Origin of the sequence: Micromonospora sp. NPDC023737, from assembly GCF_040639715.1 — a bacterium.
In the GTDB taxonomy this organism is placed as follows: Bacteria; Actinomycetota; Actinomycetes; order Mycobacteriales; family Micromonosporaceae; genus Micromonospora.
Map to the genome: position 1 here is coordinate 1 of NZ_JBFAAL010000021.1, position 16462 is coordinate 16462.

Genomic DNA, 16462 nt, shown 5'->3' on the forward strand with positions numbered 1-16462 from the left:
GCGGTGGGCAGCCGCGATGAGAGCGACTCCGCCGGTCACCTCGACCAAGCCTGGCCTGGCTGCGGTCGTACCACCAGTCAATAGGTAGCCGCGATCCGCGCGGCTCGGACGCCAGGACAGTCACCCTTAGTATCCGTGATCTCGGCCCCGACTCGGGCAGCGATAGTCGTTGAAGTCCATGGCCAGATCGAGGGTAGAGCGCCGGTCCTCCGGGATCCGCACCGTTGAACATCGTTACGGACCTGTGCACGTTCGGCTGTACCCGGTTGGGCACGTTGACCCGTACGCCGACAGCACGGTCCGGCTCGACCCACACGGCGCCGAGGAGAGCAAGAGACGGAGCCATTTTGTCGTTGGGGCGGCTCTCCCGGTGGGAGAGGTGGGGTCGGTCAATCGACCGATCCGGAGTTGGCCGCCGGGTGCTGCCGATTTTTGCCGGCGGGGTGGCCGTTACGGTGGCCCGCGCTAGTGGTGCCTCGCTGGTGCCAGTGCCGGCGCACGGTCCGTTCTGACTTGCCGATTCGCGCAGCGACTTCCGCTGGCTGCAGCGCGGGCTCGCGGCGGCGCCAGTAGGCGACGGCGGACGCGGTGTCAGCTATGACGGCGACACCGTGCGATGGAGCCGTCAGGCCGTGCCCGCTGGTGCCCTCCGCCGCTGACGGCGCGATGATGCCCTCTGCCGGCGTGGGAGTCACCTCGGCGTTCGTGACGGGAGCCGCTTGCGGCGCCGTCTCGGACGGCGGCGGGCCTGGTGCCTTGGCCGCGCGTACGTCGGCCGGTCTGCCGGTCCCGGCGGTGGGCGATTTAGCGACGTCAGCGGCCAGAACGTTGCCAGGTTCGCGCTGGGTGATGCCGGGTTGCGGCGCTGCCGGGTCGCCGCCGCCGTCAGCGCCGCTGCCGCCGGGCGGCGCAGTAGGGGCATGCTGAAGCGAGATCGGACGACGAGCAGCTGTCGCCGGCGCGGCGGGGCGCCCGGGATCCGCGCGTCGGTACCGGCCTGTGGAAGGTGCGGCGGCGGTGACCTCATCCGGGGCCGACAAGGTGGAGACCGCGGCCGCAGGCGCCCTGGACAGTTCGGCAGTGGCCGCGAGAGCCATGCGCGTGGACGCGGCCCGTATGCGGGCGGTGATTTCGACGAGGCTGACGCTGGCGACGAGAACGAGACCGTCGACGGAGATGGGCAGCAGGTACGCGGCGCCGTAGCCGGACTCGCCGTAGCGGGCGGCGACTCCGACGAGGTGCCAGTACGACACCCAGGCGGCGATAAGGGCGATGATCGCGGCGGCGGTGATGCGGATCGCGCCGAGGTACCAGCGGTGGTGGGGCACGCGGGAGATGAGCTCGACCGTGAGCAGCAGTGCCAGGGGTGGCCACGCGGCGATGATCTGGCTGATCGGGTTCGGGCGGGCGTGCAGGACGTTCGCGGCGACCGACGCGGCGACGCCGAGGACGAGGGTGGCGCGTACCGCCCACCGCAGCCGCCGCAGTTGCTTACCGCCGAGGTCCGCGCCGTCGGCGGTGGGGACGCTGGCCAGGGTGTCGAGGCTCATGCGAGTGCTCCCCCGTCGGAGGGCTGTGGGGTGCGAAGGCCGCGTCGAGGTTGCCGCAGGTCGGTGGCGAGTCGGTCGGCCAGGGCGAGGGTGTCGTCGGAGGGTTCCGCGTCGATCTCGGCGAGGCGTCGGGTGAGGGTGCGGCGCAGCGCGCGGATGGTGTCGAGGTTCCCGAGGCGGGCGTGGGCGCGCATCGCCTGCTGGTACAGCACCTCGGCGTAGGGGTGGTGGGGCAGGGCGGTTTCGCAGACGGCGGCTTGCTCGGCGGGCTGGTCGGCGAGTTCCTCGAGGAGAGCGGTGGCGGCGTCGAGGGCTTCGCGTTGGACGGCGTGGCGGTGGGGTTCGAGCCATTCGTAGTCGCAGCCGTCGGCCAGGGGTCGGTAGGTGGCCACGGCGCGGCGCAGTGCCTCGATGCGTTCGGTGTGTGATCCGGCGGTGTCGGCGGCGCGGATCGCCGCGCGCATGCGCCACAGGTCGAGGTTGAAGCGGTCGGGGTTGAGCTGGTATCGGTGGTGGGTGCGGGTCAGGTAGGTGCCGGGTCCGGCGTTGTGTCGCAGTACGGCGCGTAGGTCTGAGATGTAGGTGTGCAGCCGGTGCGTGGCTTTGCTGGCGGGGGCGTCGGGTAGCAGGTCGTCTAGGATTGCCTCGGTGGAGGCGTCGCCGTCGCACGCCGCCAGGTACACCAGCAGTTCCATGGACTTGGCGCGCAGGGCGCGCTGCGGGTCGGCGCCGATGATGGCGGGTTTGCCGAGGACCACCACTTCGACCGCATCGCGCCGCGGCGCCGCCGGCAGCGGCGCCTCATCAGCGTTGACGGCGGGCGCGTCGATCGCAGGCATGGACTCGCCGCTGCCCTCGACGGTGGCATCACCGTTGATTCGGGCCGCGACACCCTCGTCGGCGTGAGCGGGGGCAGCGGTCATCTCCGGGGTGGGCGGGGCGGCGGTTACGCCGGCAGTGGGTGGGCATGCTTCGCGACTGGCGGCGTCGCTCGCCTCATTCGGGTTCCCCGCGTCGGTGTCAGCCCGCTCGTCGTCGGACGGTCCAGGCGAGGGCGTAAGGGTGATCCGGGCCGCTGGTGATGATGACAGCCGATTCGCGGCGGGTGCGCTATCGGCGCCGCTTTCGGGCCGAGAGTGGATTACAGCTTCGGCGAGAGCGGATGCGGGCAGGTGGCCGGTGTGCGCTTCGGTCAGGGTCGCGAGGATGTCCAGGGTCTCGGTGGGGTTGAGCACGGTGAGGCGGCTGACGCCAGCGGCGCGGGGGCCACGTGGCGAGTCATTATCGGCCGGGCTCACTCCGCCATCGGGGGTTACGTCGATGGTGTCGCCGTCGGACCACTCGCCGAGCAGCACCCCGTGGATGTCCAGGTGTTGACCCTGAGCGAGCAGGGCGGCGACGCGGGCGCGCTGGTGACGGCCGATGGGCCCGGCCAGCAGCATGACCGGCGGGAGGGGTTCCTCGTAGGGGTCGGCGGCGCGCAGCTCGGCCGCTGTGCGCACATCGTGCTGATCGAGCAGCCGAGCCCGGTACATCGCATGTTGCTCGACGATTGCCAGGGCCTCGGTGAGGTCGGTAGTGACGGTCATCCTCGGGGTGCGCGGCAGGTTGATGGTGGCGACACCCATCAGGGCTGTCGCGGTCGCCGCTGGAATGACGACCTGGGTACGGGCGTCGGGTGTGGTGTCGGCCGCCAGTGCGGCGATGAGGAGCCCGCGGGCGGCGGCCTCCGCGCCGGGCCCGATCAGGCCCAGCCCTGCCGGCGGCCACGCGGCTAGCGGGTACGCGAGAGCCGGCACCAGGTCGCCCGCATCCGGCGCGTCGTCGTCACGGCTGGCCAACCCGGGGGACCCGTCCTCAGTGAGGACATTGGCCTGGTGAAGGCCAGCGATGTCGCCGAGCTGGGTGGGCTGCGTGCCGTCATCGACCGCCTCGTCGGCCGGATGTCCGGCCTCCTGGTGTGCCATGCCCTTCCCGTTGGCGACCCGGCGGAGGCTGCGGCGGATTTGCCGTACCACGTGAGGCATGGGCCTGAGGTCCGCGTCGTCGAGGCGGGGCTGCGTCGAGGGTTTGCCCGGCACGTAGCGGCGTTGCCGGTGTGCCCAGACCAGCGCGACCGCGGCAGCGATGGCCAGCGCGACACCGAGGTCGAGCCAGCTACCACTGGGCAGCCGCACGCCCCGCGTGGTCTCCCCCGCCTCGCGGCTACGGTTCGCCGCGGAGTCAGCGCCGTCGGCGCCGTTGCCGCTCACGCAATCAGGTTCCGTCGCACCGTTGCTGCCTGGCGTCGGGGCGATGGTGGTGGCGGCGGCGCCTGGCGTCGGGCTCAGAGTCGGCCCGGCCGACGGGCGCATGTCAGTGGCATCGGGTGGTGGCGGGTTTGGGCTGTCGGTGGAGGGCCACCGCGGCGTTGACCCGTTAGACGGGCCGGGCTGTCCCGGGTCGTCGGCGGGCAGTTTCAAGGTCCACCCGGGGCGGATGACGTTCGGGTCGCGCAGTGTGCCGCCGACGTCGGGGAAACGGTGACCGCGGTTGAGGGCGAAAATTTCCGGCCACCGGTCGGCATCTCCGAGCTGACGCTTGGCGATTTTTGACAGGCTGTCGCCGCGTTCGACGGTATAGACGGATGGCTGGCCTGTTGATCGCGTCTCTTGCCGCTCTCGGTCGCTCTGGGCGGTGGCCGTGGATCTGGCCTCGCTGGCCTGCGCGTCACCGTCGACGGTCGCGGCAGCGGCGGGTGGGCCGGCGTGCGCGGCGGCGCCCGCGACGGTGGTCACGGCGGTCGTCCCGAGCAGCGCGGCGGCGAGACCCTGCACGGGGCCCGGAAGCCGGACCGCGGGTGTGGCGCGCAACCGGCAGGCCAGCGCGGCGTAGGCGCGCATCAGGACGGCCGTGGCCAGCAACAGCCACAGCACGAGCACGCCTCCTCCGGCCAAGACCACAATGAGGTCAGGGCCCATCGGCTCGGCGATCCACTGCCGGACAGCAGCCGATGACGGCACCTCGGGCACCCACACGCCAGCGCCGGCGAAGACGATGGGCACGGCTGCCGTGCACAGAACAGACGTGACTACGGCAGGAACAACAGGTCGTGACGTCACCTAGCCTCCTTCGCCCGCCGCCGGCGCCCAACGGTCCAAGGCGGATGCCTACGGGTCCCGGCTGAAGCAATGCGGTGACGCTACGGCCATCGATGCTGCTGGAGATCGAGATGGCGTTTTACAGGACCTCACACCACCTCACGCGGCCTCACACCTGCAGGTCAGCGAGGCGGTGCTAGGAAGGCGCCGAACAGGAGCCGGGCAGGGCGACATGGCTCGTCCCGGGCGGCTCGCCCGAAGTAGGTGAAGGGACCACTCATCTCCGGCTCCGGTTTCCACGCGATCGAACCTGCCGCCAGCCGCCTTCATGACCTTCGGTCTGGCTTCACGAGGGTCATGACAGGTCGGCTGAGGCAGGCGCAGGGTTGCCCCCGCGGCAAGCAGTCACCGGGCTCATACATCCGCTGGTGTCGGCGAGCCGGGACGGACCGAGTGCGGCCCCTGTTGTCTTCCGAGGCATGCCCGTCGCCGGTCCTGGCCCCCACTGGGGCAGCCAAGCGTCCTCTGCGAGCGGCCCGGCTAGGGCGGTATCGGGTCGTGATCAATGAGCATCGCAGCTTCCGGGGCGGGTGCCCGCCTGGGTATGGGGCCCGGCGATCTGCGGCTGCGCCGTGTGGGCGCGAGTGATCGGCAGCGATGCCGCTGGCAGGCAGCGGCGGGGCCCGAGGGTCCCGGCTGCATGCCCGCCGGGATGGTGTGTCAGACCACGGCGAGCCGGTCCACCAGCAGCTCCACCCTCGGCTCGGTGTCCTCTGCGGGCAGCCGTCCCGCTCGGGTCAGGGTGGCCAGCCCGTGCAGGGCCGCCCAGAACACCTCGGTGAACAGTGCCGGGTGGACGCCGTCGCCGGCGACCTCGCCGAGGCTTTCCAGGAGGGCGGCGAAGGCGTCCTTAAGAGGTTGTGGGGTGTCGTCGCTCGCGAAGGCCAGGCCGCCGTCGAGCTCGAACATGGCGTCGTAGACCGCCGGGTTGCGTGCGGCGAAGTCGAGGTAGGTGCGGGCGAGGGCGGTGACTCGGGCGCGCGGGCGGTCCGCGGCGGAGCTCGCGGCCCGCAGCGCGGCCGCCATTTCGGCGGCGCCGTCGAGGGCGACGGCGCCGATGATCTCGCGTTTGCCGCGGAAGTGGCTGTAGAGGACGGGCTGGCTGTATTCGATGCGCTCGGCGAGCCGGCGGGTGGTGACCGCGTCCCAGCCCTGCTGCTCGGCGAGTTCGCGGGCTGTCGCCACGATGAGGCGCTCGCGCGCCGCCCGTTCGCGCTCCTTGCGTTCCTGTACCGACATGACTCGATCCTAGCACCGCTAGACAAGCGAGCGGCAACAGTACTAGCGTTGCCACGCCAGCTATCAACGCTAGATCAGGAGCGGTCATCATGCTCAACGCACTCGAGGTGTTCACCACCGTGGTCGTCGGCGTGATGGTGGGGGTGGAGTTCTCCGTCGCCTTCGTCATCAACCCGATCCTCAACGCGCTCCCCGGTGACAGTGGCCAACTCGGCCGCGCCCACGGGGGCCGGATGCTCGGCGCCGTGATGCCCGTCTGGTACATCACCTCGCTCGTCCTCGTTGCGGTCTGGGCCATCGCCGGATGGCACTACCACGGCAACGGCCTCGTCGTCACCGCCGGCGCGCTGCTGGTTCTCAGCGTGATCATGTCGATCCTGCTGCTCGTCCCGATCAACAACCGGGGCAAGACGTGGACCCCCGACAACCGGCCCGCCGACTGGAAGCAGCAGATGAACCGCTGGGACCGCTACCACTACGTCCGCGTCGCTGTCATCATCGCTGCCTTCGCCCTGTTGGTCGCCGCCCTCACCTGAGCCCGCGGGCCGACACCGCGCCGGTGGTGCACAATCCCCAGTTCCCGGGCGGCAGCGGGCCACCGAAATCCGACATCCGGGGATGCAGCCGCCGCTCAGAGCCACAACTGCGATCAGGTGGGCGCGGTTGCCGCGGGACGAGTACGCCTTGTCCCCGGCGACCGCGTCCGGCCTGGTGCGAGGCCGCCCCACTGGGCCACGGACCCGGATCCTCCCCAGCACCGGGTGTGGGCTGTCGGCCGCCTGTCCCGCGGTCAAGACGAACGCCAACGGCCGGCACTTGCGGTCGGCGGCGAGATGGACCTTTGACGTCTGCCCGCCCCGTGAGCGCCCCGGCAGAGCGGCCTTCAGCCGGACCCTGCGCCGCCGCCGGCGTCGCCGCTCGTCCCGCTCGGGATCGGCACCACCGTCCTGCCCGCTTCGTCCCTCGGGACCGGCCCCCTTTGACCTGGCCTCCCCCTCTTCGGCGGCAGCCTTCTCCAAAGCGGCGAGCACGTCCTGGCTCGTGTGCATCCCGGCGGCATCGTGATGGGCCCGCACGGTGGTGAGTCGATACTGACCAGCGACAGATCCACCTCACCCCGCTTCGCGGCCTCCGCGATCAGGCCCTCCAGCAGGGCCTCGAACACGCCGGCGTCACGCACTGCCGGAAACGCTTGGACACCGTCGACCAAGCACCGAACTCCTGCGGCATCTCCCGCGACTGCCCGCCGGTCCTGAACCGCCAGACCACCCCCTCGAACTGCTGGCGCAACCGCTCGGGGTACGGGCCATACTCGCCGATCGGCAGGTACGGCTCGATGAATTCCCACTCCACATCGGTCAGCTGCGCAGGCGTCATGCAAGACGATCTACCGGATCGAAGATCAGCACGACGGGAAAACCCAGACCCGCCTCGCCCAGCACCCCGACATCAAGGGCGTCTACATGCGCTCATTGATCACGACCCGATACGCGCCCTAGCTGGTAACGGCGGCGCCGTTCAGTCCAGCGTCCCCAGCGCGGGCATCGTCAACGGGGTCGAGGCCCGCTTCGATGAGACGCCGGATATAGCCCTCGTGTAGCTGGGCAGCTGCGTCGTGCTCGCCGAGCGCGGCGAGGGCATTCATCGTGCGCGCGTGCAGCTCGGCGTTGTATGGATCGATGCGGATGGCGCCTTGGAGCAGGTCCAAGGCGTGACGGGGGCCGGATGCGGCGGCGGCGAGGGCTACGTAGGCGTCGATGATGTGGCGGCGGATGGTCTCGCGGATGGGGTCGAGCCACGGCCAGGTGCGTCCGGCGGCGAGGTCACCGGTGTAGGTGTCGATGACGGCCTGCCGGGCGCTTGTGGTGTCGGTGACAGCGGTCGCGGCGTGCTGGGCCGCTGCGTATAAGCGCCACAAGTCGACGTCGATGTGGCTGGGGTTGAGGCGGTAGCGGTCGTCGGCGTGATCGATGAGATTCAGCCCGCAGGCGGTCCGGATGCTGCCACGAAGTTCGCTGAGCGTGGTGTAGAGACGGCCGCTCAGCGATCGGCGGGGCAGGCCCGGCCAGATGGCGTCGGTCAGCTGCCGGGTGTCAGCTCCGTCGGGGTGGGTGGCGAGCAGAACAAGGACTTGGACGGCCGCACCGCGGCGGACGTTCAGTGGTTCGCCGTCGATGAGCAGCGCCGGCTCGCCCAGAACGCGCAACTCCAGCCGCCGGGCGGCGGCTGCGGGACGGGGCAGGAATTGCTGCCGGGCCGTCTGCCGTGGCAGCTGCCGAGGTGGCGTCGCGTGACCTGGGGACGGCGTGGGGGACGCGGGCTCGAGCGGTGGTGGATCGACGTGGGCAATCACGATGAGCAGGTCGGCAGCCGCCACCGAGTCGAGGACGCACAACCGTGGACCGGGCTGTTCGGGGCGCTGCGTGTCGTGTGTGTGGCCGTCCGGGTCGACCTGCCATGTCGGACCGCCCGGCCATCTGCCCAGCACCACCATGCTGCCAGCGTCGGCAGCGTTCACGACCGTCAGGTCTTGTACACCGCGTGCTGCCACAGCGCTCTCCACGATCAGGCTGGTGGCGGGGTGCGCAGGGCCTGTTGTCCCATTTCCGTTCCGCTCCGTGTCGTCTCGTGCCCCGCCGCCGCGACCAGCGGGTCTGCGTTGAAGAATCCGTACCGCCTCGGCAGGGCTCTCGACGACCTCTAACCCCGGCAGACGGCAGCCCAGGGTTTCGGCGGCAGCGCCGAGCAGCCTGGTGAGCGCGGTCCGGGTGATGACCAGCGGCAGCGTCGGGTGACGCTGCCGGGCCAAGAGGGTGGTGACCAGTAGACCGCGCCCCGCGGCCAGGGCACCCGGTCCGGTGAGCCCGACCCCTGCGGCCGGAAGAGTCACACCTCCGGTCACCATCCCGCCCGCCGGCTGCTCAACAGAGGCAGGATCGGCGGCAGCCGGTGAGGGGTGCTCGGCGAGGGCGGCTTGCACGGCAGCAGCGGTCGCGGGCAGCGGGGCCAGGTCCTCGTCCGTGCGGCCTGGTTGGCCGGGTGGGCGTGGCCGGTAGGCGCGGCGTCGGCGTAGCCAGACCAGGGCTGCGGCGGCGGTGACCTGCTCGGCGACGTCGCGGGGAAGCCAACCACCGGACACGACGATCCCGTCGTCGGGCAGAGCCATGCCGTCGCGCCCCGGGACGATGGTGTCGCCGCCCGCATCGAGGCTGCCGGCGGGCACCGGATGTGGTGGTTGCGGAGGTGATGCGGTCACCGCGTTGGCGCTGATTCCGAGCACAGCCGCTCCGGCCACCCCGGTGGCCGTGGCCTGTAGGGGTGTCGGCAGAGGCAGGTGCCTCAGCCAGGCCACGGTCGCGCGGAGGCGGGCGAGGACCCGGATGGTGACCGTGTAGGCGAGCACGAGCCACACCAGCCAGGCCGTGATGGTCAACGCGATAGTGAGGGTCTGCTCGGTCAGCGGCTGCTCTACCCATACTCGCAATTGCTCCGCGGTCGGCCAGCCAGGTACGGGTGGGCCGACCAGTGACAGCAGCACCACCGGCGGGCCGGCCAGAAGCGCGAGGACGAACAGCAGCGACATCAGCCGCCGCGGCCACCGCACCTCATCCACCCCCACCCGGCGGCATGACGCCGGTCGCGAGTGCCCGTGCCTCACCTGGCGGCGCGGGTTGGGCGGGGCGGATGATGCGGGTCCACAAGCGGGCCGCCCACCACACCGCGACGGCGAGGGCGTAGATGACACCAAGGATCCCGGTGGAATCAGGACCGACGATCGCCGCCGAGATCACCACAAGGGGAGCAGAGAGGATAAGCCGGAACATCAGCGGCTGCACCAGCGCCATGACCACTCCGACGCCGATCAGCAGCCCACCAACCCGGCCGGCGACGTCGATCAACAGAATCATGTCCGGCCACCGTCTGGCGGTCAGCGCGTACTGCACCAACAGCATGCCGAGCGTGGCGGTGACGATCGAGCCGGTCGGCGCGGCCAGCAACGCCGACCAGCCGCCGTGAGGGGCGCGCCACTGCCGCGCGGCGACCACCGCCATCGCCACCGCCATACCAATGATCGGGGTGATCGGCCACAGCGCCCAGCTCAGGAACCGGCCCAACGTCTCACCGGCGAAGTACTGGTTGGCGACCACCGCGTACAGGCCGGCGATCGCCGCGCCGAGGGACACCGCGGCAAGGATGCCGACACTGACCTTCCCACCTTCTGTTCGGGTGCCAGGTGTGGGACTGCGGGCGGCGATCAACGACCCGAGGACGGTTCCCGAAGCGAGACACGCCAGCAGCGCGAACACCGCCGCCATGGTGAACTCGCCCCAGTTCAAATTCGCCACCCACATGTAGACACCAATGGTGTTGCGCTGCTCCGCAGTCATGAAGCACTGCCAGATCAGCGCCAGAGAGGCGAAGCCGGGAACCGCGATCGCGACGGCTCGCCGCACCGGCGGCACCGGCACCTCCTCCACCCCGAGCCCGCCCGCCTCGCTGGCGCCAGCGCCCGCGGCGCCCCGGGCCGCGGCCAATGCGGGCTCGATAGGGATCATGGGGGTGATGCCGGTCTGCTCGGCAATGGCTTTGCCCAGGTGCGGGAGGTGGGCGCTACCCCCGACGCAGTACAGGCCCGCGAGGTCGCCGACGGTCAGCTCGGAAGCGGCGACGGCCTCCTGGGTCAGCTGCGCCACCCGCAGCGGGACAGAGCGGGCCGCGTCGGCGAGCATGGCACTGTTCGCGACGACAGGCGGCCGATCGGGTAGAGGCACCGTGACGGCCGGATGGGCGCCCAACGCTTCCTTCGCCGCGCGGACACTGTCCATCATCACCCCGGTCACCGCGTCGCCGCCCGCCACGTTCACATCTCCCAGCAATGCGCCGACGAGCCCGTGATCGACGGCGGCGCCACCAGCGGCAGGGTCAGCGAGGGTCGCGAGGACCTCAAAGCCAGACGGGCCCCGCCGCAGCACCGTCACCTCCACGCCCCCGCCGATATCGCACACGACGATGAACGCCCCCACCGGCAGCTGTACACCGGTGACCAGGAGATGCTCGGCGACGGCTACCGGGGCCTCGACCAGACGCGGCTGCGGCAACCCGGCCCGGTGCGCGACCTGCCGCAACCAGGTACGCCGCCTCGGCCCCCACCCGGCCGGCGCGACCAACCGGACATCCCGCACCGGGGCTCCAGCGACCCGCTCGGCCTCCGCCGCGGCCCTGCGAAGCGGAGCCGCCGCCACATCCAGCGCGTTCACCGCCGTCCCATCGACAGTGACATCATCGTCGGCCGGACGGCGGGGACTCGGGATAAGCCGGCTCGGCGCGGCGACACTAGCCTGTCGGGCCTGCTGTCCCGTCCACACCTCGCCGTCATCGGAGACGTAGACAGCGCTGGGCAGATAGGGCACCCCGTCGAAGGACAGCGGCGTCGAGGTGCCGTCAGGCCCTACCAGGAGCGCCTTGGTGCTGGTCATTCCGCAATCGATCGCTAGCCGCGTCTCCCCCGCCCGCATAGACATAGTCAAACATGAGGATCACATTCACGTCATCTCCCGATCACACACGGACAGCGAGGCTCGTGCCCATGCCTGATCAGCGAGACGCCGAGCCGAACCTCCACTGGGCTTCCTCGAGGAAGTCCTTATGCTGGGCCGCTTCCCACGCCTGCATGCTCGGGTAACGGTCACCGCAGTACCGCCGTTCCAAGCGCTCGACGAACCGCACACGCTCACGGTCACCCGCCAAGAAGAGCCCCCGATCGTGGCTTCCCGCTCGGAGCAGGCAGCTGCCGTCGGGATTGACCGTCATGGTGATCTCGCCGTGTCGTGGCTCGGGGACGCGCGCCGCGAGATACGCGAAGTAGATGTACCGATAGCCGAACTCGTCGCGATGCCGGTGGATCCAGTTCAACCACTCGTCCACCCGCTCCAGACTCCACGGTCCCATCCGCCCCCCTCCCACGGCCTGCACCCACAGGTCGACCGTGATCAATCTAATCGAGGGCGCCAAGGTTGTTGGTCACGGCGGCGCCTGGGCGCGCCTACGGCGCCCAGGCAGGCTCGGCTGGGCCGCCGCTACCACAGATGTGCGGAAGCGGCAGCGTTATCTACAGGCCGACGAGTTATCCACAGACAGGGTCCCGCAAAGTGGCCTGCTCTCCGCGGTTGCTGATGAGGCACCCCTGGGGCGTCACGGGGGCGTCCCACGCGGTCGGAGGTACGCGTATGACCAAGCGTCGGGCACGAGGGGCACGTCGATCGGGAAGGCCGGCCCGTCTGGAACCGTCTGTTCGGGTGGCTGGTGTGATCAGCGCGGTCGCAAGCCTCATCACAGCGATCGTGGGGCTGATGCCCGCGATCAGCGCCACGGTGGGAGGCCGCTGATGCCCGCAGTGGAGGTCTGGTTCCTCGGGGGCCCGGTCGACGGCCGCCTCGCCCCGGTCGAGGTCGACGAGACGGGCACACTGCCTCAGGTAGCTCCTCCAGGCAGGCTTCTACCTCGGCGCCGCCGACCATCCTACCCAGTCGGTCGAGCACACATACGTCCACGACGAATTGGAGACCTGCCGCCCGGTGTACCGCTATGCCGGACCTGCCCAGACATGAGGATCCTATCCAGCTGCGGCACCATCTGATCCGGCGCGTCCTGACGCCGACGCCAAGCAACGACAACGGTCTCCTGAGCCAGCTCCCGGGCGCGCTCCATGGTTCCCGTCCGCCGATAGCAATAGCGCAACACCAGGTGGTAGCTCGATTCGAGCATCCGCTCGAGCGCGGCATGCCCCCTGGTTCCACGCGCCCCCGGCCTCCTCCGGCGTCTCGCCCCTGCTAGTCATGGCGCGAACCGGGCCAGCGTTACAGCCGCACAAGAACTTCCACAGCGAGGGCAGCGAACGTCACATCAGCGGGCGAGCCGCGGTGTGTGGCACCGCATGGAAACGATATCGCCGGTACGACCATCGATGGTGACCTCCAGGTGAGGCGGCGCGACGTCGGGGGCCACCGCGTGACCTGACGCACCTGCGGGAGAGCGGCATACGATCGCCGGATCGGGCGTATCGAACCGTATCGGGCCGGCCGGCTCACCCGTAAGGACTCCAAGGCTCAGCACCGCCCCCACAACGAGAATCGGCCTCCAGCGGGGTCGTCGTGAAGGCGACGAGATGGCCGGCCGTACGTCCAAGTCGATCACGGGCATACGAAACACTAGCGCCCCGGATCTGCCTAACCATCGACTTGGATCCGCCGGTGCGGCCTGCGATATGTGCGGCAGAACCGGCCAGGAGTGGTCGGCGCCACATCGTCCGCGATGTCTACACCGCCCTGCGCGCCGACTTCGCCGCCCTCACCCTTGACCTCCTGAAGCATCGGATGACAGCAGGATCGGGCGCGGCGTACCGCCGATCAATCCAGCACGTGGTAAATGACCCAGGCGGCCTGGAGTGCCAGGCAGACTGACCCGCCAACGAGTCCCAGAATCGCCAGCAGGCGGCAGAAAATGTGCCCATTAGCGCGTGACCCGAGCAGGCCGAAGACGACACCCGCGGCGCCCGGAAGGGCAACGGGATGTACCTCCGGGTAGAGGGGCATCCAGCCCACGCCTCCGGCCAGCGCCAAGAGCGACAGACCAAGCCGCTCTGGTCGACGATCTTGCCTGTTCCCGCGCGTCATGAATGGCAGGTCAACCGCAAGCGCATCAAGTTCGCCAGAGGTCTTCGCGGCGTAGGCCCGCGCTGTGCGCTCCTCGAACTCCACGAGGGTCAACCGCCCCTCCCCCGCCGCAGCGCCCAACCTGACCACGAGCGCTTCGCGGTCCCGATCCGACACCCGTACATGGTTCACACACAGAGGGTAGCGACGGCAGCGTCAGGAGTCCGCTGGAACACCTAGGGCTCAACCAGGACCAGGCAAGGCCAGGATCACCTTCTCCCCGCCCATGTTCCGCGCCAAAGCAAGAGCCACACCGGTGTTTCCGCCGGTGGGTATCTCTATTGACCGGCGAAACGCCAGGTGGCCATGGGCTCTTCCGGCACCCGTACCTCGGCAGGTCAGAGTGCCGCCATCGTCTGCCGTGCGATGGCTCGTGCGGCGAGCGTGAAGCAGCGCCCAGCTTCACCGCTGGTCGTCAATCAGGGGAGAGGGAAGCGGGTCCAGGTAGATCCGTCCGTGGTGACTTGGACGTGGTCCGCTCCATCGGTCCGCGGATCGTCTCGGCCGTAGAGCCATGCCCGGCCCGGGTTGGCGTCGACCCCACCATCGCCGTCCTGCTGTCGCCCTCTGGTGAAGTGCCGGCCGCCGTCCCGGCTGATCATCACGTACGCGATGCTGCCCTCGAAGTCGAGAACCATGAGGGAGCCGTCGGAGCCGATGGTGAACGGCCGGACCACGCTGGTGGTGGGCAGGTCAGTGCCAACGTCTTCCCATGACTCGCCGCCGTTTGTGGTGTGCAGCAGGCGGGACGCGCCGGTGGCCTGGCCGGCGTTCGGATCCGTTGGTTGGGGTTCGGTCAGCAGGTATGCCTCATGAGCACTGACCGCCGCCACGCCGATCGAGGTTGCCCCCTCCGGCGCCCGCGACGTTCGCCACGTCGCACCCCGGTCGACGCTGCGCGCCACCAGGGCAGGGTTGCCGTCTTCTCCCGGCCAGTAGGTCACCCAGAGCGCACGGTCCGGACTTTCGTAGACGTTGTAGGGAGGGTAGGGCGAGGGTCCCTGTTCAGCGAGCCGGAACACGCGTCCGGAGTCGGGGTCGACGGCGAGTGGTTGCGTGATCGCCCCACAGCCCTGATGGCAGGGAACCGGCCGGGTGTTGCGGGGAAAGGCGGTGACGGCGGTGATGGCCGTGTTGGCATCCTGCCAAGTCCATCCGGCGTCGGTGGACAGCAGCCACTGGTCGTCGAACCTGACGAGGTAGCTGCGCTCGCTGAGCACGCTATACCGAACGTCCGTTGCTCCGAGGCCTCCGGCGTCGATGGCCTTGGTGCAGGTACCGCTGTTGCGGGCTGTCCGCCAACTCGACCAGGTCCGTCCCGCATCGCTGGTCGCCGCAAAACTGATCGTGCACCCCCCGTCCGCCTGCGCGACAGCCACCGCAGCCACGTCGGAAAGCAGGACAACGCTGCTGGCGCGAGGCTCGGCGGGCGAATCAGTCGGGCTGGCGAACTGGGGTTGATCTGAGCCGCGGCCGAGCGGAGTGAGACTGGCGGCACCCGCGACCACCGCCACAGCAGCCAGCCCCATCACGCCGGCGCGCCGCCCGCGGCGGGATCGGGCGGTGGCCCGAAGGTCATCAAGCGGCGGCTGGCGGACAGCGTCGACGATCCCCTCGACGTCGAAGCCGGAGAACTCACGATCGGACATCGGCCCTCCCAACAATGGCGGCGGCATCGGAGGAAGACAGCAGCAGGGCAAGCGCCTGACGACCTCGGGACAACCGGGACTTGACCGTGCCGACCGAAACGCCCAAGGTCCGCGCCACTTCCTCGACCGGCAGGTCTACGAGGTAATGCAGGGCCAGCGCGTGCCGTTGCCCGTCCGGCAGCCGCCGCAGCGCGGCGAGCAGCGCCAGGTGCTCCGGCGCAGTGTCAGCGACCACGGGCGGCGGCCCAATACGGCGCAGCAGCCCATCAAGCATCCGGCGACGCCGATGCCGGCTGCGGGCGACGTTGACCGCCACCCGACGCAGCCAGGCCTCAGGGTTGTCCAAGCCGGCAAACCGGCGAGGCGCGGCAAGCGCGCGAGTGAACGCCTCCTGCACCGCCTCCTGCGCCTCGCCCAGATCCCCAGTCACCGCGTAGAGCTGAACAACCAACCGCCGAAAACACCCGGAGTAGACCTCGCCGATCACGTCATCGTCGGACACCATCACCTACCTTCTCCACCGTTTCCACTCCCGGCGCGACGGAAAGGTTCCACCGTTCTGGTAACAGCCCGCGACTCCACCCTGTTCGGAAGTGGCGGCGACGACCTGCCCCCGGTCTGCCCGTACGCCTCACCGGCGCAACGACGACGGCAGCGGACCTCGCACGCCGGACAACATCGCGGGCGAGACGGGGTGCCCCTGCGTCATCGGTGCTGCTGTCCGCCCTCGACATGCTGGCGAGCCAAACCGCCCTGCCGACTGCGCAGGCACTTCCCGCAGGCAGCACCACCCGACGCAGCCGCGTCGCCGATCCGACCGTTCTCGCCGGCCTCGCCGCGGCAGCGGAGGGGATCTCTCGTCAGGCCATCTGTGTGGGCGCTCCCGGCCGAATCCGGCCGGCGGCGCACCGGAATGTCAATTATTGGTATCGGTGCGATCGCCATGACAACAGGCGAGGTGGACGCCGTGTACCACGTGATGTTCGACGAAATGGCAGAAGCGATACAGGAGGTCGGAACGCGGGAGCAGAAGGAACGATGGCTCGAACTCACCACGCAGGGAAGGCTCCGCGGTTACAACACGCTTCCGGAGATTCTGACCTCGACCTGACTCGGCTGCATCCACCGGCTTGGGTTGGGGCCATCATGCGGCGCGGCGCCCTACAAGGACT

Annotated in this window: 11 protein-coding genes and 1 pseudogene; 2 read left to right on the top strand and 10 right to left on the bottom strand. The window is 69.9% G+C overall.

Annotation, left to right across the window (positions count from 1 at the left end; translation table 11 throughout):
• Positions 1-389 precede the first annotated feature (389 nt).
• The 3 genes from AB0F98_RS28565 to AB0F98_RS28575 form a co-directional block, all read right to left on the bottom strand.
• Positions 390-1550, bottom strand: coding sequence for a DUF2637 domain-containing protein (locus AB0F98_RS28565; RefSeq protein ID WP_357741567.1), 1161 nt, complete (start codon positions 1548-1550; stop codon positions 390-392).
• A complete protein-coding gene (locus AB0F98_RS28570; protein ID WP_357741570.1) occupies positions 1547-4471 on the bottom strand; it encodes a BTAD domain-containing putative transcriptional regulator in 2925 nt (974 codons plus the stop codon). The genes AB0F98_RS28565 and AB0F98_RS28570 overlap by 4 nt, the downstream gene beginning before the upstream one ends.
• A gap of 879 nt (positions 4472-5350) precedes the next feature.
• Positions 5351-5929, bottom strand: a complete 579-nt coding sequence (locus AB0F98_RS28575; RefSeq protein WP_357741573.1) for a TetR/AcrR family transcriptional regulator — start codon at positions 5927-5929, stop codon at positions 5351-5353.
• Positions 5930-6018: 89 nt separating this feature from the next.
• On the opposite strand from AB0F98_RS28575, the gene AB0F98_RS28580 reads away from it, so the two are divergent.
• Positions 6019-6465 carry a DUF1772 domain-containing protein gene (locus tag AB0F98_RS28580; protein ID WP_357741576.1) on the top strand — a complete coding sequence of 149 codons (447 nt, stop codon included), beginning with the start codon at positions 6019-6021 and terminating at the stop codon, positions 6463-6465.
• Between the two features lie 234 nt (positions 6466-6699).
• Here the strand turns inward: AB0F98_RS28580 and AB0F98_RS28585 are convergent.
• From AB0F98_RS28585 to AB0F98_RS28615, 7 genes and pseudogenes are all read right to left on the bottom strand, one after another.
• Positions 6700-7306, bottom strand: a pseudogene (locus AB0F98_RS28585) (transposase); the annotation flags it as partial.
• Positions 7307-7424: 118 nt separating this feature from the next.
• Positions 7425-9533: a BTAD domain-containing putative transcriptional regulator gene (locus AB0F98_RS28590; protein ID WP_357741579.1), complete on the bottom strand. Its 2109-nt coding sequence runs from the start codon at positions 9531-9533 to the stop codon at positions 7425-7427.
• 1 nt (position 9534) lies between these two features.
• Positions 9535-11451, bottom strand: coding sequence for an Hsp70 family protein (locus AB0F98_RS28595; RefSeq protein ID WP_357741582.1), 1917 nt, complete (start codon positions 11449-11451; stop codon positions 9535-9537).
• A gap of 73 nt (positions 11452-11524) precedes the next feature.
• Complete coding sequence (locus tag AB0F98_RS28600; RefSeq protein ID WP_357741585.1) at positions 11525-11854, bottom strand: hypothetical protein; 330 nt, start codon at positions 11852-11854, stop codon at positions 11525-11527.
• Between the two features lie 1481 nt (positions 11855-13335).
• Positions 13336-13773: a DUF1707 domain-containing protein gene (locus AB0F98_RS28605; RefSeq protein WP_357741588.1), complete on the bottom strand. Its 438-nt coding sequence runs from the start codon at positions 13771-13773 to the stop codon at positions 13336-13338.
• A gap of 287 nt (positions 13774-14060) precedes the next feature.
• Positions 14061-15290, bottom strand: coding sequence for a hypothetical protein (locus tag AB0F98_RS28610; RefSeq protein WP_357741591.1), 1230 nt, complete (start codon positions 15288-15290; stop codon positions 14061-14063).
• Positions 15277-15792 carry a sigma-70 family RNA polymerase sigma factor gene (locus tag AB0F98_RS28615; RefSeq protein ID WP_357741594.1) on the bottom strand — a complete coding sequence of 172 codons (516 nt, stop codon included), beginning with the start codon at positions 15790-15792 and terminating at the stop codon, positions 15277-15279. Before AB0F98_RS28615 ends, AB0F98_RS28610 begins: the two co-directional genes overlap by 14 nt.
• A gap of 369 nt (positions 15793-16161) precedes the next feature.
• On the opposite strand from AB0F98_RS28615, the gene AB0F98_RS28620 reads away from it, so the two are divergent.
• Entirely contained in the window at positions 16162-16401 is a 240-nt protein-coding gene (locus AB0F98_RS28620) for an NgoMIV family type II restriction endonuclease (protein WP_357741598.1), read from the top strand.
• Positions 16402-16462 lie beyond the last annotated feature (61 nt).